The sequence below is a fragment of the Winkia neuii subsp. neuii DSM 8576 genome (genome assembly GCF_000420405.1).
Lineage (GTDB): Bacteria > Actinomycetota > Actinomycetes > Actinomycetales > Actinomycetaceae > Winkia > Winkia neuii.
In genome coordinates, this window is the sequence record NZ_ATUW01000007.1 from 67812 (window position 1) to 89383 (window position 21572).

A 21572-nucleotide genomic window follows, 5' to 3' on the forward strand; every position below is an offset into this window, starting at 1 on the left:
TAAACGCTTTCCACCAGCGCTAATACGCTATTGAACTAGCGGCGAATATTACATTTCACAATAAACTCTTACCTTTAAAGTTAAAGCGCATACCATGGTGGGCGAAACACGAATTCACTGCCCCGCCCCCAAAAGCTCCGGAGGTCCACAGGTAGCGCGGCGCACTCTCGCGCCCGGCACATTTACTCCCATTCCCTACACATGCTCACTGCCACGGCAGGCGACTGCCTATTTTCACTATCCTTACGCCGCTTTCTATGGCAAAACTGCTCACTAACTAACAGAAGGAGAAGGTTGTATGCGCCTAGCAAAAAACATATCGGCCATACTGGCCACCATGCTTATAACACTTAGCATGATTGCTGGCACTACGAGCGCTTTCGCCGCTCCCCCGACTAACGGAAAAGACGTTTCCACTAAGCTTGAGTTTACTAACTTCGATTTTAAACATCACGCTTGGAAGCCCGACTACAGCAATCTTGAATTGAAGGATTTTAATCCAAGTAACCCCATTAGATCCTATATCGGCGAATCCGGCTACATCGACTTCAACGTGAAGATTCCCGACGACGTGAAAGCCGGAGATTACTTTATTATCGACTACGGCAAGTACGTACGGCCGGGGGGAATCGAAACACCAATTGGATTGACCCCTCTGATTTCCGAGGGCAAATATATAACTGACATCGTCTACGATGCGGCAAGTAACCGCGTTTTCCACAGGTTTAATGCGAACGTGGAAAAGAAGGATAACGTTACTGTTCACTACCAGGATCCCATTTGGCAAAAATACGATCAGGTAACAGATAGTAAGAAATTATATCCGGTCGCCTTGACTATAGGCGGGAAATCGTACAAGAAAGAGCTTTCGTACGATTATGGCAACGGCGACAAAGGTTCCTATAAGGTTGTTCATGGGGCAAATATCAATGTGGATTCTTCGGGGGTCAAAAAACGGATCACTCAGGTGTGGCACGTCAACCGCGACGGGGAGTCGATTCCCAACGGAGACCATACGTTGCTGTGGGAATCCAACACCAACGACGCGTTTGAATCTATCAAGGTCTACGAAGTAACTGACGATAGGGCCTTCACTGACAGCCCTAACCCGACTCCGAATGCCGCCTATGTCAAAGAGGTGAAAGCTACCCCTTACAAAGACGAAAAGGGCGGCACGCGCGTCAATCTAGGTAACGGTCTAGCTGCCGGTAAGAAATATATAGTAATAACTACGGCAAATCCCGCAGGAACTGCTAGCGTTGACTGGCTATCCGTAAGAGATAAAGATAACCACTCGAGGCCGAATGATTCCATGGGTATTCAGATCGGCGTTAACAATAGTGCAAGTTCTGGTCAGGGCAATAATAAGCCAGGCATGTTCATCGAGACCCATCGTTACGAGAGAGTCGACGAGGCAGGTAACGTACTAAAGGTTGACGAAACCGTCACTAAATTCCCACAAAAAGGGCTCGAAACTGAACATTATTCCACCGGTAAGGAGGATCGCGAATCCTACAAATTTGTTCGTGCCGAGAATCCGAAGAACGAGCCCTCTTACGCTAAAGACGGGAGCAGAACATCCGGATCCTTCAAGCCTGGTATCACCCAAGAAATCACTTATGTCTACCAAAAAGTGGTGCCCACTAAGGGTAATGTAAACATCAACTACATCAACACTACCGGCCAAGTTATCAAAGACAAGGTAGTGGACACTAAAGACGGCGCAGCCGGTTCTGATTACAATGCTGCCGAAGAGGGAGAAAAACCTGAGGTAATCAAAAAGGACGGAAAGACGTACCGCCTGGTTACCAAGAAGGGCGTCACAAAGGATGGCCGTGTCTACGACGCGGCTGGCGTTGCTGTAGGAGCAAGCGACTCGCCCTCAGTTGGAAAAGTTGAAGCAGGCGTTACAAAGGAGGTCACCTATGTTTATGAACTGGTGACCGAGCAACCGGAGCCCGGCCCGACGCCTAAGCCCACCCCACAACCAGAACCCAGCCCGGCACCAAAGCCCACCCCACAACCAGAACCCAGCCCGGCACCAAAGCCCACCCCACAACCAGAACCCAGCCCGGCACAAAAACCCGCACCGCCCTCGGCTCGGCAGACCGTTCCGGTGTCCCGCGAGGTGAAAAAGGCTCCGGCAGCAGAACGCGCCCGCCTCTCTAACACCGGTGTGGCTGTAGCTCTTCCGCTCTCGCTAGCGGCGGCGGGACTAATCGTAATTGGCTCCGCGATCTTCAAGAACAGGAAGACGCTGCACTAGCACAATAAGTATTGCTATTTCTAAAAAGTAGCAACAGCTCTGAAGATGGCTCTAACCCAGGGTTAGAGCCATCTTCTTGTATGCAACGAAAGTCGGCCGCATTTCGGCCTGGTTCGCTAGCGCCCAATCAGCCAAAGAGATTCCCACACCAGCGAACACGACGCCCAAAACGCTGCTCTAACGCCTTATTAAAGAGCACGATAGCAGCGAGCCGGGAGGGGCAAACGGCGGCAGGCGCGATCTATCTGGTTCACATCCCAACCGCCCAATCGGCCCGCCAGCACAATGTTGCCGTGCCGGGCGCGTTTCACTACCGCCGGATCAGCCACAGCTACCACAGCCGGCCCCTCAGTTCCTGTAATTGCCAACTTAGGCCCCAGCTCTTCAGCCGCATCGCGAAGCATTTGCAATTGCTGCCTAGCCTTACCAATCCCCTCTGCAGTGGTAACGTTCGCCAAAAATACGCCCTCGCCAACGGCCCGCAGGGCAGAAGAAAAGAAACCTGGGGTAGTACAGGAGGCAGGCACCTTTCGATTTGCAAACACGTCGCGAATTACCACGTCCCAACTACCTGCTCTGGTGGCAGCCAACTCGGTTGCCGCATCGCCAACCCGTATGCGCAACTGGGGTGAGCGCGGCAGGGCAAACCATTCCCGCACCTTCTGGGCCAACACCGGATCGATCTCGACAGCCGTGTTCTGGCTTCCCGGCCGGGTGGAAACCCACGCCCTAGCTAACGCACACCCTGCCCCACCCAGGTGGAGGGCGCGCACAGGCTCCTGGCCAAAAGCCACCTGTACCAGCAAATCCATGTGCTGGTGGTATTCGAATTCAAGTAACTCCGGGCGGGACGGATCGATAAAAGACGACTCAGCCCCATCCAGGTAAAGCATCCACCCGCTGCCCCACTCGCGCACTTGTGCCAGCTGCATCCCAGTGTCCAAGCGCGTGGGCAAAAGGGCAGACCCGCCAGAGCGCTTCGCGCGTTTAGTCTTCTTGTGCGCCATCTTGCCTCGGAAATACCACTGCAGTCGCAACGGCAGCTACGCCCTCGCCCCTACCAGTAAACCCAAGCCCGTCGGAAGTGGTAGCAGACACCGTAACCGGCGCCCCGAGCGCCCTCGACATAGCCGCGTTGCATTCCGCATACCGCCGCCCCATGCGCGGCTTGTTGCCAACCACCTGCACAGCCACGTTGCCAATCTGCAAACCGCTGGCCGCAACCAGGCGCGCAACCTCGCCCAAAAAAGCCGCCCCAGAAGCACCCGCCCACTCAGGCCGGTCAGTTCCAAAATTAGAACCCAAATCCCCCAAGTCGGCAGCCTGCAGCACCGCGTCGCAAGCCGCATGAGCCGCCACATCCGCATCCGAATGCCCCTTTAAGCCGGGCCCCTCCCAACGCAAGCACGCCAACCACAGCTCGCACTCAGGGTCATCCGAAAACGCGTGCACATCGGTGGCCACGCCCACTCGCGGAATAATCATGGTCATGTTTCCAGCATAAACTAACCCGGCTCGCCCGTTCAGGGGCCGCAGCTGGAGGCCCAACTTTACCTGCAAATACCATCCAGTATTCCTACTGTTCAAGTATTCGTTATAGCCTGAATAAGTGTCTGAAAGAACAGTAAGTAAAAAGCAGGTGGCGGCATGGGCCGCTTGGGACGCGGGTAGCGCCGGAATAAACGCAGTGGCTACCACCTTCGTGTTTAGCGTCTACCTAACCTCCGCAGGATTCGGCACCGAAAACCACACCACCCAAACCGTGTCTATCGGCATGGGCATAGCCGGGCTGCTCGTGGCACTTACTGCCCCAATCACAGGCCAACGAGCCGATCGCCGCGGCAAAGGAACCGCCTGGCTGGGAATATTCTCGATGATCGTGGTGGCTTCCCTGGCAGCCATGGCCTTCGTACGCCCCGCACCCGGATACCTTTACCTGGGGGTATTTCTGCTAGGGCTGGGCACGGTGTTTTCCGAATTCGCCTCTGTCAACTACTACGCAATGCTGCCGCGAGTTTCTACTCCCGCAACAGTGGGGCGCGTCTCCGGGCTAGGCTGGGCCTCCGGCTACTTCGCGGGCATTTTCCTGCTACTAATACTAAACTTTGGACTCATTTCTCAAGATGCCTTCGTGCCCGTACCACGCCAGAACGGTTGGCCTATTCGCATTGCCATGCTGGTGGCCGCCGCCTGGTCGCTAGTGCTATACCTACCTGTCCTCAAAGCTGTTCCTGGCCGCGCCGTGCCCGGGGCCGAAAACATGGAGCGCGAATCTTTCCTCCAGTCCTACAAAAACCTGTGGGACACAGTAAAGACCTTGTACCACAAATCGCCGCACCTGCTTTACTTCCTTTTCGCATCCGCAGTTTTCCGTGACGGTCTTTCCGGAGTGTTCACATACGGAGGCATGATCGCCGCAACTACCTTTGGCTTTTCCTCCGCCGAAGTCTTGCTATTTGGGGTCGCTGCAAACGTGGTAGCTGGAATCTTCACCTTCGGCCTAGGCTACTTCGACGACAAATTCGGCCCTAAGACTTTGATGGTACTGTCCCTCACCTCGCTGGTGGGGGCCGCCCTCGCTATTTTCTTCCTCCACAACGGTGGCAAGGCCGTGTTCTGGGTATTGGGCCTGTTCCTTTGCATTTGGGTGGGGCCGGCTCAATCTGCGTCGCGTTCCTTCTTGGCACGGCGCATTCCCGAGGGGAACGAGGGCGAGGTATTCGGCTTGTACCAAACTACAGGCCGTGCCGCCACCCCGCTCGCCCCCACCATGTTCGGGGTGTCCATCTGGATAGGCGGAAAAATCACCGGATTGCAGAACGCAACATACTTCGGCATCTTGGGCATTGGATTCGTGCTACTTGTTGGGCTGTTGTTGCTGCTCCCAGTTAGGGCAAAAGAAGCCCGCCTAGAGCACATTCGCCACTAAGGCTGACTCTGCAGGCGGTGGACAAGTTCGGCCTGGATGAGGCACACTTCATTTTGCAGAAAGCATGTAGTTTGACCGAAGTACGCCCGCTGGGGCGCGTTTCGAGGAGCTCTACTTATCTAGGTCTTTTGTAACGCAGGTGCCGGGTGCAACCCGACTGGCGGCTACAGCCTCGGCTAGCCGTAAATCTAGGGGCACAGTAATTTTGAACGAAAGCGAATCACCGCGCACCAGCACCAGCTTCGCTCCCACCGCCTGTGCTATAGCCCCGTCGTCGGTAAATGTAGATACGTCACCTACCTGCCGGTATGCACGGCGTATGAAACCCGCGTCAAAGCCTTGCGGAGTCTGCATGGCGCGCAGCTGAGCCCTATCGACGAGGGCGCCCGCCTGCTCTGCGCCAGGCTCTACCGTTGAGTCTGTGCCACTTTCACTGCCGGGGCTTACCTGCCGAATGGTGTCGGTAACCGCAACGGCCGGAATAACAGCCTGCGCTCCAGCTTCCAGCTGGCTAACTACTCTGCGCAAAACTGCGGCAGGGGTAAACGGGCGAGCAGCATCGTGAATTAGCAAAATAGGATCGCCACTTACTTCCTGTTGCACACCACTTACACTATTGCCGCTAGCATCGCCCGCACCCCCAGCAAAGCCGCTTTCCCCAGTGCCACCTGTAGGCCACAACTCATCTTGGCTTACGCAAGCAATACCCGCACGCACCGAGGACTGGCGGTCAATTCCCCCTGCAACAACTTGTACTTGGGGGCCGGCAAGTTCCTGGAATCGGCTAACCCAGTTTGCGGGTGCGGTTACGCAGATCCGCTGCACTTGCGGGTCTGCCAGGAAAATATCCAGTGCACGGCTGAGCATTGCGCGCCCCGCCACTTGAACTAGTGCCTTGGGCCCACCGCACCCCAGCCGTGTCCCTGATCCGGCGGCAGTGACTACCGCCCAGATGGGCCGCACCGGCTTATTCTTCTTCCTTCGCTTCTTCCTTAGCCTGCGCCTGCAGCGTGGGATCAGATTCCGCCAAAATCTTGTCCAATTGCGCGGTAGCTTCTTCCTCGTTGGTGTCGCGAGCCAAAGCAAGCTCAGAAATCAGAATCTGACGTGCCTTGGCAAGCATACGTTTTTCACCAGCAGAAAGCCCCTTTTCGTTGTCGCGGCGCGACAGATCGCGAACTACTTCAGCCACACGCACAATGTCGCCGGTGGCAATCTTTTCGACGTTCGCCTTGTACCGGCGCGACCAGTTGGTAGGTTCTTCGGTATTTTGTTCCATTAGAACCTGGTGGACTTCTTTGAGGCCCTTCTGATCCACCACGTCGCGTACGCCGACCATCTCGCAATTTTCGGCAGGAACCTGGATGGTCAGATCGCCCTGCGCCACGCGCAACGTCAAATAAAGTTTTTCTTCGCCCTTGAGCATGCGAGTCGATACGTCTTCGATCACGGCCGCACCGTGGTGCGGGTATACGACTGTTTCGCCAACTTCAAAGGTCATTTTCTAGCCCCTTAACCATAGTTTTTAGGCCTCCATTCTAACATGCGCGTAAATTTCGAACCCTCTATTTTTGCGGTTATCGCTGCGGGCAAACGGGCCTGGCGAACGCGGTTTCCGCCCCCGCCCCCTCGACGGAGCCTAGTCGGTACCGCCCTCGGACTTGGCGGGGTGGCTATTGGCCCTGGGGGTAGCAATCTTGTAGCCCAACCCGCGTACAGTTAGCAGCAGTTTTGGCTTGGAGGGATTGCGTTCAATGTGCGAGCGGACGCGTTTGATGTGCACATCTAGAGTTTTGGTATCGCCTATAAAGTTTGCACCCCAAAGTCGATCCAGTATTTGCCCGCGGGTGAGGACGCGGTCCCGGTTTCGCATTAGAAGTTCAAGCAGTTCGAACTCGCGCAAGGGCATGGTTACCTCTTTGCGCCCGACCAGCACTTGGTGCCGTTCTACGTCCATGCGCACGTGGCCGACTTTGAGCACTTCGGATTCTATGGAGTCCCCGCCTCCCCGCCGCAGCACCGCTTTGATGCGCGCAGCGAGTTCGCGGTAGGAATACGGCTTGGACACGTAGTCGTCGGCCCCAACTTCGAGCCCGACCACGCGGTCCACCACATCGTCGCGGGCCGTAAGCATAATGATCGGCACCGAGGACGTTTTGCGGATTGTCCGGCACACTTCAACCCCGTCGACACCAGGAAGCATTAGGTCCAATACGACTAGGTCAATGTTATTTGCCGAAAATTCTTTGAGGGCGGTTTCCCCATCCTCACAACCGATTACCTGGTAGCCGTCTTTTTCCAGGTTGAAGGTCAGTGGTTCCAAAAAGTTCGGTTCGTCCTCTACCACCATGATCGTGACCATGGAATGTGCCCCTCCTTTGTTGGCGCTGCCGCGTTTGGCACCGCTGCGTTAGTTTTGGCTGCCGCTAAGTTCTGAAGCCTCCGGCAATACAAGAGTAAATGTAGATCCGGCTCCTTCGGTAGACCAGCAGGTCACGGTGCCTCTGTGCTGGGCGGCAATGTGCTTGACTATGGACAACCCCAATCCTGTTCCGCCGGTTTGCCGGGACCTTGCTTTGTCCACTCGGTAGAATCTTTCGAAAATTCGGTTTCGCGCTGAGGCGGGTATGCCTATGCCGCGATCGACTACTGCGATTCGGACCAAGTCGTCCTCGACTTTGGCGGATACGGATACGGGCGTGTTGGGTTCAGAATAGCGGATTGCGTTGTCGACTAGGTTGCGAACGGCGGTTACGAGTTGGTCGCGGTTTCCGTAGACGCGCGCGTAGCAGGGTTCGCCCACCTTTAGGGTGACGCCGGCGTTTTCGGCCAGTATTTTGCAGCGGTCGGTGGCCTCACGCACTACAGAGTCGACGGTTACGGCGATGCCTTTACTTAGGGGGTCTTCGACAGATATGCGCGACAGGTCCATAATGTCACGCACTAGAGAAACTAGCCTGTCCGTTTCTTTTTCGAGGTTCTTTGAAAAGTGGGCGACGGCTTTAGGGTCGTCGGCGTTTTCGCGAATTGTTTCGGTAAGTAGGCGGATGGCTCCCACAGGGGTTTTTAGTTCGTGGGAGACGTTGGCGGTGAAGTCGACGCGCATATCTTGGACGCGTTCCGCGGCGGAAACGTCGTTTATTAGGATGAGGACGTGCCCGTGCGCCATGGGGGCCACCCGGATTTGCAGCCTCAAGGGGGTAGAGGGGCGCCCCCCGCGTTCGGCGGTTAGTGTACGTTCACTTACTCGCCCTTGAGCACGCAATTCGCTGACGTCGCGCAGCAGTTCTTCGTTCACCAGTTTGTCGTTGCGGATAAAGCCGTAGGCGAGGGCGGAGGCGCCAGCGCGCACCACCCTGTTTTGCCTGTCGAGGACGATTGCAGAACCTGGAATTACCGCCAGTACCGAAAGCACATCCGAAGATAGTACGGGGCGTTCAACTTCTACGGGTTTTTGGCGGGATTTTTCGGATACCATGTATGCGACCATCGAGCCTACTCCCACAGTGAGGCCGAGTAGCGCCGCAAGTATGGTTACGCCTAAGCTCATTACTCAAACATACGCTATAGCACGACGAAGTGACGAATGTAACTGTAGGATTAACCCATTGTTCACTTAGATACTCACTTCAGTTCACTGCGCACTGGTTAAGTACACGGTGAACGATTAGAGCTTAAGAGGAGCCCCATGCGTCAAGAATTTGTTGCTCAGATGGATACCTTGGATCAGGACTTGCTGCGCATGTCCCGTTACGTGCGCCGCGCTATTGAGCGTGCTATCGAGGCGATGGATACGTGCGACGTGGTGGTTGCTGAGCAGACCATTGACGCCGACGACCGCATTGACGAGCTCGCCGACCACGTAGACGACCAGTGTCTGCAGCTACTGGCCTTGCAAGCTCCGGTTGCCACCGACTTGCGCATTGTTATTACGTCGATGCGCGTATCGCAAACCTTAGAGCGCATGGGCGATTTAGCTCGTCACATTGCCCAGATCGTGCGACAGTCTCACCCCCACAAGCCTGCCCCAGAACCCATTCAGCAGAAGATCGATCAGATGGCCGAACTAGTGGTCCAGGCAGCGCGCAACGTAGTGGACGCGCTCACCGATAGGGACATAAAGTTGGCGGGGCGCATTCAAGACGAGGACGACAAGATTGACGATCTGGAAATCGAGATAAACAAGTTAGCCTTGGACGAATCCATTGAATTGACTCGCCCCCAACTGTCTAACGTACTGATGCTCGCTCGCTTCTTGGAACGTTTTGGCGACCACGCCACCTCGGTTGCACGCCGACTGGCGTTCCAAATTCAGGGCATCGCGGTGGCACACGCGCAGGACTTTTCAACCACGCAAGAATAACTAGACTGACTCCCCCCAGGGGTGGGGACAAAATTAGGGCCGGGAAATTTATCCCGGCCCTAATTTCTGGCTAAACTTACTTGCCCTGGTTGGCTACGGCCTCGATCTTGGCTTGGGCGTCAGGATCTAGATAGGTGCCACCGGCCTTGACTGGCTTCAAGGTTTCTTCGTCTAATTCGTAGTAAAGGGGCACCCCGGTAGGAATGTTCAACCCAGAAATTTCCTCGTCGGAAATATTGTCTAGGTGCTTTACTAGTGCACGCAGCGAGTTGCCATGGGCAGCCACGAGCACCGTCTTGCCGGTTTTTACCGCGGGCACGATAGTTTCTTCCCAGTACGGCAGCAGCCGCTCAAGCACATCCTTGAGGCACTCAGTGGTAGGAATGGGCTCGCCCGCATAGCGCGAATCCTTGTCCTGGCTGAATTCGCTGCCCAGCTCGATCTGCGGCGGCGGATTGTCGTAGGAGCGCCGCCACTGCATGAACTGTTCTTCGCCGTATTCGTCGCGAATTTCTTTCTTGTTCTTTCCCTGCAACGCCCCGTAGTGACGTTCGTTTAGCCGCCAACTGCGTTGGACCGGAATCCAGTGCCGGTCGCAAGCATCTAGCGCCAGATTTGCAGTAGAGATAGCCCTGCGCAGCATGGAGGTGAATAGCAGCTCGGGAAGGATGCCCTCCTTCTTTAGGAGTTCCCCGCCGTGCACGGCCTCTTCGCGACCGGTTTGCGACAACGGCACGTCTACCCAACCAGTAAATAGGTTTTTCGCGTTCCATTCGCTCTGCCCGTGGCGGAGCAACACTAGCTTATAAGTCATACTTTTATCCTTTCACGCTCTGGGCACGTTTGAGCGAGGACTAATGGCTCAACTGCACTAATGCAGCGAACTACTTTTCAACTTCCTTAGCGTAGCGATCGCGAATCTCGACTGGGATACGGCCGCGATCGGGAACATCGAGGCCCTTCTCGCGTGCCCACTCGCGAATTTCAGCGGCCTTGGTCTTACCCTTTACTGCGGTACCGGAACGGCGGCGTCCACCGGTGCGGCGGCCAGCGTCGACCCAGGGCTGAATTAGATCTTGGAATTTCTTCGCGTTCGCTTCAGACAAATCGATCTCGTATTGCACGCCCTGATATCCGAACTGAACAGTGGATGCAGCCTGCGAGCCGTCAATGTCGTCGAGCAGAATTGTTTTTACCATCTTGGCCATAATTATGTACTCCTAGTAGGTTTCGGGTCACTCACACCGTATAACGATTTTTTCCTTTGATGCAATAGATAATGAATCTTAGAAAAGGTTTTCTTTTCGTTGCAAATTTCCCCTTTCACAGGGACGAGGGCGGAGCCTTCTAGGTAATTCTCAGCTTCGACTTCTTGCACATTAGAAATTACTAATCGTTCCTGCGCGGCGCTGAGCACACCTAATACATCCCATCTGCCCCATTTTAAAGGTAAGGTTAGGTGAACTTTTAGGAGGCTTAATGCTTACTGCAATCGTCATGCTCAACATAACGCCAGCCAAGATCACCGGCGTGGGCAAAAAGGTAGCTGCCATCGACGGCGTAGCTGAAGTTTACTCAACCACTGGCGAGGCAGATCTTATTGCCATTGTTCGAGTCGCCAGCCACGACGACATCGCGAATGTTATTTCCGATCAGATTGCAAAGGTCGACGGCGTGGAAAAACTAATTACCCATCTAGCCTTCCGCACTTACTCGCGCGAGGATCTAGACGCCGCCTTCGACATCGGACTCGACTGACCTCTGCACACTCAGGTATCCGCCACCTGGTAGAACATTCTACAGTGTCAGATCTCTCAACTGCGCTATTGCACTGAGTGCAACGCCAGCGTAGAGTCTTCCCGTGAACGAAAAACGTAAGACGCTCCCAGCACCTTCATCTAAGGAGGCTATTCTTGCCGCCCTCGAAACTATTATCGAGGGCGGCAATTTGGGCGCGCTTACCGCAACCGGACTTGCCCGCGAAGCAGGCGTGTCCAGACGTACAATTTTCAATCACTTTGAATCATTGGACGAGGCAGTAGTCGAATATTGTGCCCAGAAAATACTCACCCTGGGAAACATAATTTTGGATCACGGCGAGCCTTCGCCCACCGCGAATGCAGGCGACTTATTCCAAAATACTGCCACGGCGCTGCTCGAGGCCGACCTCGCCGACCTAATCGCTAATTTTGATCAGGTAATAAAGGGTTTTAGCCAGCGGCAGACAAAAACACGGCAGCTGTCCGAGCAAGTTTTTGGTCAGCTCAGCATCGATTTTCGGAAGCGGCTGACCAGCAAATATCCCAATGTTTCCGTCTTTGATATGCGCCTCACGGTCGGAGCATTGTTTTTTGCCGTGTCTGTGTGTGCCCGTCAATGGGTTGAAAAGTATTCCCCCATTCCCGGCAAAGTTTCCCCTGAAGCTCGCCGGCAATGGCAGGAAACCCTGCAAATCGCATTTGCGCGTCTGAGTGCCGGCTTAGCCCGGTAAGTCCCTATTTCCTAAAGGAAGACTTATGGCAAAACTGTTACAACGCCTGGGCCGATTTTGCGCCGGGCACGCGTGGGCGGTTATAGCTACGTGGGTAGTTGTCCTCGCCCTGTCGTTTGTGGGATTCGGGCTGTTCCACGGCCCCATGTCCACTACTATCAATCTGCCTAACACCCCTACTTCGAAGGTTGCAGATCAGCTTTCGAAAAATTTCAAGAAGGCTGCTGGCGGAAATTCTCAGATCGTCTTTACAGCTGATTCGAAGTTCACTGATCAACAAAAACAGGGCATTGCTTCCGCCTTGGCCAACGCCAAGAAATTCAAGGACGTAAAGGCGGTTACTAACCCGTTCGAAGCCCAGCAAAAACTTGATCAGGCTAAAGAACAAGTCACTGCGGGCCAGGGCAAGCTAGACCAGGCGCGCGGTAAATTGGACGCCGGACAGGCCCAATTGGAGCAGGGCCGCACACGCCTCGATGCCGCCCAGAAGCAACTGGACCAGGCCAAGGCGGCTGCTCCCGAGGCGCCGCAAATTGCCGCCGGGCAAGCCCAGCTAGATCAGCAAAAACAACTGCTGGAGCAGAAGCAGCAAGAACTCGACGCCGGCAAGGCGAAGTTGGCTGAAAAGACCAAACAGCTCGAAGACGGCAAGGCCCTAGCGGAGCTTGCCTCCGGAACCCGGATGGTTTCCAAGGATGGAAGCGCCGCAATCGCCTCAATTTCTTTCCGCAAGGAACTCACTGACGTATCGCTAGACACGAAGGCCGACCTGATGAAGGCCATCAATAACACTGACATGGCCGGGGTCAAAGCACACTTTGGAAACGATCTGGCCCGCACCATGCCACAGATGGTAGGCCCCGGCGAGATAGCAGGCGTAGTTGTGGCCGGGATCGTCCTGCTAGTTATGCTCGGAACCCTCATAGGTGCCGGACTGCCCCTGGTGAATGCATTGCTGGGTGTTGCCGTAGCAGTAACCACCGCAATGGCATTTTCTGGCGTAGTTGACATGTTCTCGGTTACCCCCGTACTAGGCCTGATGCTGGGCCTGGCAGTGGGAATTGACTACTCCTTGTTCATCTTGAACCGGCATCGCAAACAGTTGCTGCGCGGAATGGGACTCATCGATTCGATCGGAGTTGCCAACGGCACTTCGGGCGGGGCTGTGGTGTTTGCCGGCTCCACCGTTATCATCGCCCTGCTGGCATTGAACGTCACAGGTATTTCTATCGTCGGCATGATGGGGACCGTAGGCGCCTTTGCTGTGCTCATAGCCATCTTGATAGCGGTAACTTTGACCCCCGCCCTCTTGAAACTAATTGGGCTGCACATACTGCCAAAGAAGGCTCGCCACGGACTTGGCCGCCACCCCAAACCGCACCAACTGCCTGCCCCCATGTCCACCACTCGCGCAGTAACCACCGTTATCGTTGGACTCGCGGTGCTAGTGGTCATAGCGATTCCCGCCTTGCACATGCGTCTGGGACTACCCGACGCTTCCTCCGAGGCCAAAGATTCCGAGGTCCACCAGACCTACCAAATCATGAAAGACAAATTTGGCGCAGGCACGAATGGCCCCCTGCTTGCCGTTGCTGAAATGGACAAGCCCATCGACAAGGGAAGCGAAAGTGCAAAACAGGTAGAAATTGGCAAACGCCTCAGCAAATTCTCCGAGGTCGAAGCCGCGGTGCCCGCCGGCATCTCCGATAACCACAAACTGGTCGCCTACCAGATAATTCCCAAGCACGGCCCGTCCGCTAAGCAGACGGAAGATCTGGTCCACCAGCTGCGTGGCATGGACGGAGACTTCCGCATGGGAGTTGCCGGTACTACCTCGGCGATGATCGACGTCTCTGAAGTTATCTCCGACGCGCTTATTCCCTACTTGATCATTGTCGTGGGGCTTTCGTTCCTTATTTTGATGGTGGTGTTCCGCTCTATCCTGGTTCCGCTAACCGCAACGCTCGGTTTTGCTCTTTCTGTACTGGGAGCATTCGGCGGCGTCACCTGGGTGTTCCAGGACGGCCATTTGGCTTCGCTGTTCAACATCACCACCCCCGGCCCTGTGCTGTCGTTCCTGCCGATCATGATGGCGGGCATTTTGTTCGGCTTGGCCATGGACTACCAGCTATTCCTAGTTTCCGGCATGAAGGAAGCCCATTCAAAGGGCATCGCAGCACGCCAGGCGGTGCGCGAAGGCCTGCACTCGGGGCGCACGGTAGTGATTGCAGCGGCAACGATCATGACGGCAGTCTTTGCCGGCTTCATCTTCAACTCGAATCCAATGATCAAGTCGATCGGATTCGGCCTCACACTGGGAATTATTTTGGACGCCTTCGTTGTGCGTCTACTGGTCATTCCCGCGCTGATGCACTTGCTCGGGGATGCTGCCTGGTGGCTGCCGAAGTGGCTGGATAAGATTCTGCCGCAGCTTGACGTCGAGGGCGCAAATTTGGAGCACCCCACGTTAGAAGCGAATAGTTCAAGTTCAGCTAACTAACACCTAACATCCACGGTGGGGGTTGCCTTAGGGCAGCCCCCACCCGCTTTATTCGAGCTTTATTCAGGGGCGAAGCGGGCCCGACACGGTGTTTGCGCCGGGACAACTAGTCGAACGGGATCACCAAATCAGCCCGGCCTGTTGCCGCCTCAATCAGGGCAGCGTTAGTTTGGTCCACTTCTTGCACCCATTCGCGGGCGAACTGCGGAGTTTTGCCATAACGCATATGCCGGTTGACGAGTCTTGAAATGCGCAGCTCCTGCGGAGTGTCGACGAACCAAACCTCGTCAAACAATTCGCGCACCCGCGCCCATTCCGGCCGTGGCAATAGCAAATAGTTGCCCTCGGAAATGATGGTCTTGCAGGTGGAGCTTATCTTTATGCCCGCTGCCAGCGGCTGTTCTAAATCCCGGTCGAACGAGGGCACGTATACGTCCTCGCCACCTTGCTTCAGGCGGCTGAGCGCCGAAAAATATCCGCCCGTGTCGAAGGTCTCGGGGGCTCCCTTGCGTTCTAAGAGCCCTTTGTCTGCCAGCACAGCATCCGAAAAGTGGAAACCATCCATAGGGACCCAACCTGCCTCCGGCAGGGCATCGAGCAGCAGGTGAGTGAGAGTTGTCTTGCCAGCTCCGGGGCAGCCAGCAATGCCAATTAGTAGGCGCGCAGCCGGATCCTTGCGCAACTTGCCGATCCGCACCAACAGTTGGGTTACTATCTGGGCGCGACTTCCCTGGATTGTTTCCACGCCGCCTATTCTACTTGGCCGTGCCCCTACTTGGCTTCGGTGGCGAGGCCTTCTATAACTTCGGCCCCCGGCAGGGCCTTCAGCAGCTCACCAGTTACGAAAAGTTTAGATTTGCGCAACCCAGAGCCGATGCAAGACCAACCTTCGGCAGCGCGCGCATCAATTAGGAGCCGCCAGGATCCGGGAATGCCCACCGGAGTGATGCCGCCGTATTCCATTCCGGAGGCCTCGACAGCTTTTTCTTGAGGCCAGAACGAAGCTTTGCGCACGTTCAAGATTTTCTTTACTACGTGGTTTATGTCGGCAAACGTGTTGGCACGCACCAGGCAGGCGGCTACGCGTTCTTCGCCTGCACGTTTCCCGGCCACGAGGATGCAGTTTGCGGAAAGCGCAAGGTCCATGCCGAAAGCCTTGGTCATCGTCTCGGTGTCGGCTAGATCGGGGTCAATTTCTACCGTTAGCGCGTGCTCGGCCAAATGCGGATTCGCGTCAATTACCGCTTTGAGTCCTGTAGCCACGGGTTGGGCCAAGAGGTCGAGGTGGTCGAGGGCGGGTTCCGGCTTGATGGTGCCAATTCCTGCGATGGTGCTCATGTGCTACTCCTTATTAGCTTGTGTTTACGCTAGCGCGGAGCCTAAAAGCTTTCATTTTGGAGTCCAAGATCTGAAAGATAGGTTTTTCTTCCCTGGTCACAGCTTTGTTTGTAACATTAAGCCTATGAAAGCTTTTTTACTAGAAGATAGTGACGGGCGCGCCCGCGGGAGCGTGTGCGAGGTGGGCGAGGATGCCCTGGGCGAGGGCGACGTTCTGATCCGAGCCGAATATTCTTCCGTAAATTACAAAGATGGTTTGGCCGCCTCCGGGAAGGCGCCAATTGCTAGGTCGTTGCCGCTTGTGGGCGGTTGTGACGTGAGTGGGGTAATCGAGGATCCTGGTTCTTCTAATTTGGCCCTAGGCACTGCGGTTACCGTGACTGGTGCTTCTCTTTCCGAGAAGCATCCGGGGGGCTACTGCGAGTACGTGCGGGTACCTGCGTCTTGGGTTACCCCCCTACCGCAGGGAATGGACACTTGGACTGCTTCGGCGTTCGGCACAGCTGGATATGCTGCGGCTTTGGCCGTGCACAAGCTCAATGCGGTTGGTTTGCCGGATGGGCCTGTTGCGGTTACAGGTGCTAGTGGCGGAGCGGGGCTTTTGGCCACGGCTCTGCTATCCGGGGCAGGTCGGGAGGTAATTGCCTTTTCGCGGAAGGAATCTGCTGTTGAGCTCTTGCGTAAGGCGGGAGCAGCAGAGGTCACCTCCTACCCCGATTTTGGCACGCGCCCTCTAGAAAAATCACGTTGGGCTGGGGCCGTAGATGTTGTTGGCGGGCCAACTCTCGATTGGGTTTTGCGTTCGGCGGGTACGGGCGCTTCAGTTGCAGTTATTGGCAACGCCACCGGTAATAAGTTGCAGACCAATGTGCTGCCCCTCATTTTGCGGGGAGTTAATGTGCTCGGCGTTTCTGTGACATTCCTGCCCGACCAGTTGCGCGCGAAGCTTTGGGGGGATTTGCTGGAGGGCGTGGATCGGGCCCTGTTGCAAACGCTCGCGCAAACCGTTGCTCTTGACCAGGTGGGTCAAGCTTTGGAGCAAATTTCCGAGGGCAACGCTTTAGGTCGCACGGTGGTGCGCATTGGCGGAAATTGCTGAAGATAATTTTCCTAAGGAAATTCTTAGGATCGCTTAACTAAGCACTCAGGGAGGGTTCGTAGTATCGGGGTTGTGAGGCCGGAGGGCCTCCAATGGGGATTACAACAGATAATCTTTTCTGAGATGGGGAATATGGTAGCGGGGCGGCAGGGCCGTCCCGCTACTGCTTTTAACTGCTGCCCACACTCCATCTAAGCCCAGAGTGCTCGCAGTATCTTGTGCTATCTGCTGCGGCAATTTTTTAGAGGTGACTGGTGCCGGGAGTGCCACGCATCTACTTTCACACGGCATTTTTAAACCATTTTCGGCATATTTTCACTGGTGAACCCAAATTGCCAGGAAATTCCAAGGTAAGTTTACTTTTATCCCAAGGTTCCTTCCCTATAGTTGTGGGCACAAGGGGTTGAAAGACTTCCTTCTAGATGGGGAAAACTTCATATTCTTTTCTGAGATGGGGAACGCAGTAGCGGGATGGCAAGGCCGTCCCGCTACTGTTTTTAACTTCTCTTCCACCTAGTTGCCCCTAAACAGTCGAGCAAACCTAACGCCAGCGCGAACACAAAGGTAGGGATCGGATGCGGGCGAACAAAATAGCGGGCCAACGCTTAGGGTGCTGCCCCAACCTCTACCTTGCACGATCCCCGTAGGCACGATGCTTTAGAATGTTTCGAGGAGGAAGTATGAAACTTGCAGAAGCCCTGTCCGAGCGTTCGCAGATCCAAGCCCGTCTGTCGCATCTTTTAGAACGCGCTAAGAACGTGGCTCGGGTGCAGGAGGGCGAGACTCCTGCCGAGGATCCGGCCCAGCTCATTGAGCAGGCCGAAGAATTGCATCTAAAACTCCGCCAGCTGGTGGTTCGCATTAACCGCACTAACGCAGCTACTTCTTTTTCCGGCGAAGCTACTATTTCGGATGCTTTAGCCGATCGTGACGATGCCCAACGCCGCTACCAATTCTTCACCGTGCTGGCCGATAAGGCAGCTGAACGCCAGGATCGCTTTACTCGCATGGAGGTAAAGTTCGTGCCCGCCTTTCCAGTTGCAACGTTGCGCGAGCGCGCTGATCAGGCAGCTAAAGAATATCGCCTGCTAGACCTGAAGTTGCAGGAGCTCAATTGGACAACTGAGCTAATTTGAATTTGTCGGTAGCCATCTGCGGCGAATGCAACCCGGACCTTTTGGTCCACCTGTGGTAGCCAGTGGGGTAATGGTCGGAGTTCGACTCTCCATCACATTTCAAGCCCCGGCACTTAGCACATGGGCATAGGGTACCTTCACATTTCACTACCGCGCATTGAGCAGACGGCGAGGGTGGGCTCGGGGACTAATTCACTATAAAGCCTTGGGGCCGACGCGGGGATTAACTAAGTTTTCCTTTTACGAACATGCCCCATTGAATAGCTAAATACCACAGGTCGTTGTAGGCCCTCCTGCAGAGGGAGACTCCTAGTTTCTTTGCCAGCTGCGAGCGCAAAACCATTATTTGGCGAACATAGTTCGCGTAGGGTTTGTATGCGGAAATCGTTTGCTTGGGGTGCAGCCTGTAGTAACAGACCTCATCTGCCAACCCGGCTATCTTTCCTTCCATTCCCAGCTTTAACAACAGCCCGTAATCTTCCATTAGCTCCAGATCGTATCCGCCCACCCGACGTACAGCCTCCGTCCTGTAAGTCGTTGCGGAATGCGCCAACGCGCACCATTTAGTCAGTTCTGGGCGTAAGTCATTGCCTACCCCAACGTCTAAGCGTCCCCCTACATTTCCGTCCTCGTCGATAAAGCGAGTACGTCCACCTACAGCCAGACAATCTGGGTGTTCACGCAAGTAGCTGATTTGTTTTTCAATCCTGTCCCCTGCAGCCAGGTCGTCGGAGTCTAGCTGCACAAGGAACTCCCCGCGCGCTTTGTCCACCCCTAGCTGGTTGGCACGCCGCACCCCTATATGTGTATCGAAACGAATAATTCTTAGCCGCGCGTCAACTGGCAGATGAGCACTATCGGGCTTGGGCGAATTGATTACTAGAATTACTTCTAGCTCCTTGTAAGTAGAATCGAGCACAGAGCGGATCGCCTGCGCGCACCACTCATTGACTTCCCCCGCGGGGATCACCACGCTAGCCAGGCCGGGCTGGATTACTGAACTCACGCCTAGATCCTAACGGATCACCCCTTCACGGCCCCACCGCCCGGCGAACGTACGGGAGAGCCCACCAACCGGTAAGTTTATTTAGGCAAACAGTTTTTAAGGCTCGCACTCACTGCTTATACTGCGCCTAATCGGTGTAGGTATTTGAAAAATCAACCATACAAACATTTACAACGAACACCCCAAAAAATACTCCACTTATTTGGCAACGAATTAATATTTAAACTGCTTCCCAACTGGGACTACGACCACTTCCTAGCAAAGAATCACAGCCACCCCGTTAAACTTCTTGAAATATATTAGATTTAAAGTACACATCCATGTTGGATGCATATGCAATTTTGCATAAATTGCCTTTCTCGGATAAATCTCGAAGGAATACTTGATGAGTGTAAAGAAGTTAGCCCCTTCGCTAGGTAAGCGAAAGTGGTTGGCGTGTGGCGCCACCATTGCCTTAGCTTCCCTTTCTACTACCGGCACAGCATTCGCGGCTCCAGAACCTGGAAACAACGCGGATGCCAGCACCCCAACCGTGGCTGGGGAGGTGACTGGCAAGGCCGACTCGGCAGAAAAGAACCTGGTAGAGACCAAGAACTTCACAAACTCCGATCTATCTGTCTTGCCAGATAACGCCAATTGGCAAGGGGACCAGAGCAGGCATCAGTCCATAGTCGACAGGTTCGATGATTCTGTCTCAGCTCCCACCGACCCAGTACCGTACTCGATCTACGACACGCGGCCTTTCCCCGGTTTCAAAACCCCCGACAACAAGAATGCAAAAGAATTCGGGTGGACCATCGATGGTGCCGTTTCGCTTTCCAAGACAGGGAAAGCTTACAAAGAAGGCACCGGAGCCGACGGAGTAGTTAACCCAGAAAATAAAAAGAACATCATTTGGTTGGGTAAATACGCCCCTAAAGGCGACATAAATACCATCACCACTAAGGAATATATTGCTCGCGAACACATCAATAACGCGGACAAAATGCCAAAAGACACCACTTTTGAGTATGTGACTGGCACTTACTGCAAAGTAAAACGCAACAAGTGGGGCTGGGATCTATGCCAAAAGAACGGCAAGCCAAATTCGCTAGTCGACCAAAATGAAACTGCCACTTTTGTCGATCCCAACACAGACGAAAATGTAAACGGAATCGGCATTTACCGTGTCGGCGTGAAGGCTACTTTCCCCGACACCACCTATTGGATTTTGGGTACTCGAGTGAACTCGCTTCCCAAATTCAACATGGGAATCCGCCAGGCGGTGGACGTAACCCCGGGCAGCGAAATCGTAGTTACGCCCTCGTGGGTTTCTAATGGGAAGACCGGCGGCATAGATCAGATTGGCACCCTACTTTACGACGCTACAGGCAAGACCATTGCCGACTTCCCGCGTTGGTGGATGGCTAACGAGCGCCTACAGCCCAAGGCCACTGCTGTCACTGATCTAGCTACCGCCGGCACGCAGGGATTTGTGTGGAAGGTTCCCGAGGGCGTGACCCGCCTATTCGTCGGGTTCAACACCGCAAATTCCCGGCAGGACCACACCGGCCTGGAGAACAAGAAGGCGATTGCCCTCTCTGGTTTTACCGGCGCAACGATTACCTCCGGATCTCACTTGAAGTTGAGCTTGAGCGAGAAGAACAATCTGGCAAAACAGATTGCAACTAAGGATTTCGATTTCACCTTGGATCTAACCAGCGATGGGCATGCGCCAGTCCGCGCGGGCGAGTTCACTACAGCCCTGCCAAAGGGGGTAACCGCTAAGTCGGTTGAGCTCGTAATAGATGGCAAGTCCTACCCCGGCAAGATCGAATCGGGCAAAGTCGTTGTACCTATCCCCAAGATGGATCCGAAGGCCACGGCTCAAATCATTTTCCACAATGTAAATGCGGTTTCTGCTGACGCGTGGAAACTAAACGGTACCGAGTTGTCTTACGATACCTTTGCCGAAAACGGCGGCTACTTGGCGGGCAAGCCCGCCGACGGGAAGGCCTTCCACCTGAACTTCGCCCACGACGTGCTCATCAACGTGTTGGCTCTTCCTGTGTCCGACGAGCCCACTCAGCCCGAAGAGCAGAAGACTACCCCTGAAAAGCAGCAACCCACACCTGAAAAGCAGCAGCCCACACCTGGAGAAAAGCCAGCTCCCGCCGCGCCGGAGCAGAACGTGGCTCCTAAGGCAGAGCAGAAGCAAACCAAACCTGCAGGCACCGTTACAGAAAAACGCGTAATTGTAAAGAAGTCGACCCCTAAGGTTGAAAACAAGCAGGCTCAGACTTCTGAGGCTCTGGCTTCCACTGGTGTTGCGCCCGTCGCAGCGCTGGCAGTTGCCGGCACGCTCCTAGCTCTGGGCGTGGCCCTGAAGAAGCGCCACATCTAACAGCTATTTTCAGAGCAAACAAAGGGTGCCGGTTCGGATAATTCCGAACCGGCACCTCAAT

Annotated in this window: 20 protein-coding genes; 9 read left to right on the forward strand and 11 right to left on the reverse strand. The window is 54.9% G+C overall.

Going from position 1 to position 21572, the window contains the following annotated elements; genetic code table 11:
* Positions 1-298: 298 nt before the first annotated feature.
* Positions 299-2266: an Ig-like domain-containing protein gene (locus G437_RS11350; RefSeq protein ID WP_024331972.1), complete on the forward strand. Its 1968-nt coding sequence runs from the start codon at positions 299-301 to the stop codon at positions 2264-2266.
* 188 nt (positions 2267-2454) lie between these two features.
* Here the strand turns inward: G437_RS11350 and G437_RS0107640 are convergent, their stop codons facing one another.
* Both G437_RS0107640 and ispF read right to left on the reverse strand, forming a co-directional pair.
* Positions 2455-3273, reverse strand: coding sequence for a spermidine synthase (locus G437_RS0107640; protein ID WP_029769456.1), 819 nt, complete (start codon positions 3271-3273; stop codon positions 2455-2457).
* Positions 3254-3757 carry a 2-C-methyl-D-erythritol 2,4-cyclodiphosphate synthase gene (gene ispF / locus G437_RS0107645; protein WP_024331974.1) on the reverse strand — a complete coding sequence of 168 codons (504 nt, stop codon included), beginning with the start codon at positions 3755-3757 and terminating at the stop codon, positions 3254-3256. The genes G437_RS0107640 and ispF overlap by 20 nt, the downstream gene beginning before the upstream one ends.
* Positions 3758-3875: 118 nt before the next feature.
* Between ispF and G437_RS0107650 the strand changes: the two genes are divergently transcribed.
* Complete coding sequence (locus tag G437_RS0107650; protein ID WP_024331975.1) at positions 3876-5195, forward strand: MFS transporter; 1320 nt, start codon at positions 3876-3878, stop codon at positions 5193-5195.
* Positions 5196-5306: 111 nt separating this feature from the next.
* Here the strand turns inward: G437_RS0107650 and G437_RS10970 are convergent, their stop codons facing one another.
* The 4 genes from G437_RS10970 to G437_RS0107670 all read right to left on the reverse strand — a co-directional run bounded on the left by G437_RS10970 (position 5307) and on the right by G437_RS0107670 (position 8745).
* The gene (locus G437_RS10970; protein ID WP_024331976.1) at positions 5307-6158 is read right to left on the reverse strand and encodes an IspD/TarI family cytidylyltransferase; all 852 of its coding nucleotides are present in this window, start codon (positions 6156-6158) and stop codon (positions 5307-5309) included.
* Between the two features lie 4 nt (positions 6159-6162).
* Complete coding sequence (locus tag G437_RS0107660; RefSeq protein WP_024331977.1) at positions 6163-6696, reverse strand: CarD family transcriptional regulator; 534 nt, start codon at positions 6694-6696, stop codon at positions 6163-6165.
* 138 nt (positions 6697-6834) lie between these two features.
* On the reverse strand, positions 6835-7557 hold the full coding sequence (locus tag G437_RS0107665) for a response regulator transcription factor (protein WP_024331978.1): 723 nt from the start codon (positions 7555-7557) through the stop codon (positions 6835-6837).
* 48 nt (positions 7558-7605) lie between these two features.
* Positions 7606-8745: a sensor histidine kinase gene (locus tag G437_RS0107670; protein WP_024331979.1), complete on the reverse strand. Its 1140-nt coding sequence runs from the start codon at positions 8743-8745 to the stop codon at positions 7606-7608.
* 138 nt (positions 8746-8883) lie between these two features.
* On the opposite strand from G437_RS0107670, the gene phoU reads away from it, so the two are divergent.
* Entirely contained in the window at positions 8884-9558 is a 675-nt protein-coding gene (phoU, locus tag G437_RS0107675; RefSeq protein ID WP_024331980.1) for a phosphate signaling complex protein PhoU, read from the forward strand.
* Positions 9559-9634: 76 nt separating this feature from the next.
* Here the strand turns inward: phoU and G437_RS0107680 are convergent, their stop codons facing one another.
* Positions 9635-10372 (reverse strand): phosphoglyceromutase, encoded by a 738-nt coding sequence (locus tag G437_RS0107680; protein WP_024331981.1) that lies wholly within the window; start codon positions 10370-10372, stop codon positions 9635-9637.
* 70 nt (positions 10373-10442) lie between these two features.
* Positions 10443-10766: a histone-like nucleoid-structuring protein Lsr2 gene (locus G437_RS0107685; RefSeq protein ID WP_024331982.1), complete on the reverse strand. Its 324-nt coding sequence runs from the start codon at positions 10764-10766 to the stop codon at positions 10443-10445.
* A gap of 271 nt (positions 10767-11037) precedes the next feature.
* On the opposite strand from G437_RS0107685, the gene G437_RS0107690 reads away from it, so the two are divergent.
* The 3 genes from G437_RS0107690 to G437_RS0107700 all read left to right on the forward strand — a co-directional run bounded on the left by G437_RS0107690 (position 11038) and on the right by G437_RS0107700 (position 14549).
* Positions 11038-11316 (forward strand): Lrp/AsnC family transcriptional regulator, encoded by a 279-nt coding sequence (locus G437_RS0107690; protein WP_024331983.1) that lies wholly within the window; start codon positions 11038-11040, stop codon positions 11314-11316.
* Positions 11317-11419: 103 nt separating this feature from the next.
* Entirely contained in the window at positions 11420-12049 is a 630-nt protein-coding gene (locus tag G437_RS0107695; RefSeq protein ID WP_024331984.1) for a TetR/AcrR family transcriptional regulator, read from the forward strand.
* 25 nt (positions 12050-12074) lie between these two features.
* Positions 12075-14549 carry an MMPL family transporter gene (locus G437_RS0107700; RefSeq protein WP_024331985.1) on the forward strand — a complete coding sequence of 825 codons (2475 nt, stop codon included), beginning with the start codon at positions 12075-12077 and terminating at the stop codon, positions 14547-14549.
* 106 nt (positions 14550-14655) lie between these two features.
* Here the strand turns inward: G437_RS0107700 and G437_RS0107705 are convergent, their stop codons facing one another.
* Both G437_RS0107705 and G437_RS0107710 read right to left on the reverse strand, forming a co-directional pair.
* Entirely contained in the window at positions 14656-15294 is a 639-nt protein-coding gene (locus tag G437_RS0107705) for a nucleoside/nucleotide kinase family protein (RefSeq protein ID WP_024331986.1), read from the reverse strand.
* Positions 15295-15320: 26 nt separating this feature from the next.
* Positions 15321-15887 (reverse strand): YbaK/EbsC family protein, encoded by a 567-nt coding sequence (locus tag G437_RS0107710; RefSeq protein ID WP_024331987.1) that lies wholly within the window; start codon positions 15885-15887, stop codon positions 15321-15323.
* A 124-nt stretch (positions 15888-16011) separates the two neighbouring features.
* Between G437_RS0107710 and G437_RS0107715 the strand changes: the two genes are divergently transcribed.
* Positions 16012-16986: an acrylyl-CoA reductase family protein gene (locus G437_RS0107715; protein ID WP_024331988.1), complete on the forward strand. Its 975-nt coding sequence runs from the start codon at positions 16012-16014 to the stop codon at positions 16984-16986.
* A gap of 680 nt (positions 16987-17666) precedes the next feature.
* Positions 17667-18122, forward strand: a complete 456-nt coding sequence (locus G437_RS0107720) for a DIP1984 family protein (protein ID WP_024331989.1) — start codon at positions 17667-17669, stop codon at positions 18120-18122.
* A gap of 223 nt (positions 18123-18345) precedes the next feature.
* Here the strand turns inward: G437_RS0107720 and G437_RS0107725 are convergent, their stop codons facing one another.
* A complete protein-coding gene (locus G437_RS0107725; protein ID WP_024331990.1) occupies positions 18346-19128 on the reverse strand; it encodes a glycosyltransferase in 783 nt (260 codons plus the stop codon).
* A gap of 385 nt (positions 19129-19513) precedes the next feature.
* Between G437_RS0107725 and G437_RS0107730 the strand changes: the two genes are divergently transcribed.
* Positions 19514-21511, forward strand: a complete 1998-nt coding sequence (locus tag G437_RS0107730; protein WP_024331991.1) for a hypothetical protein — start codon at positions 19514-19516, stop codon at positions 21509-21511.
* Positions 21512-21572 lie beyond the last annotated feature (61 nt).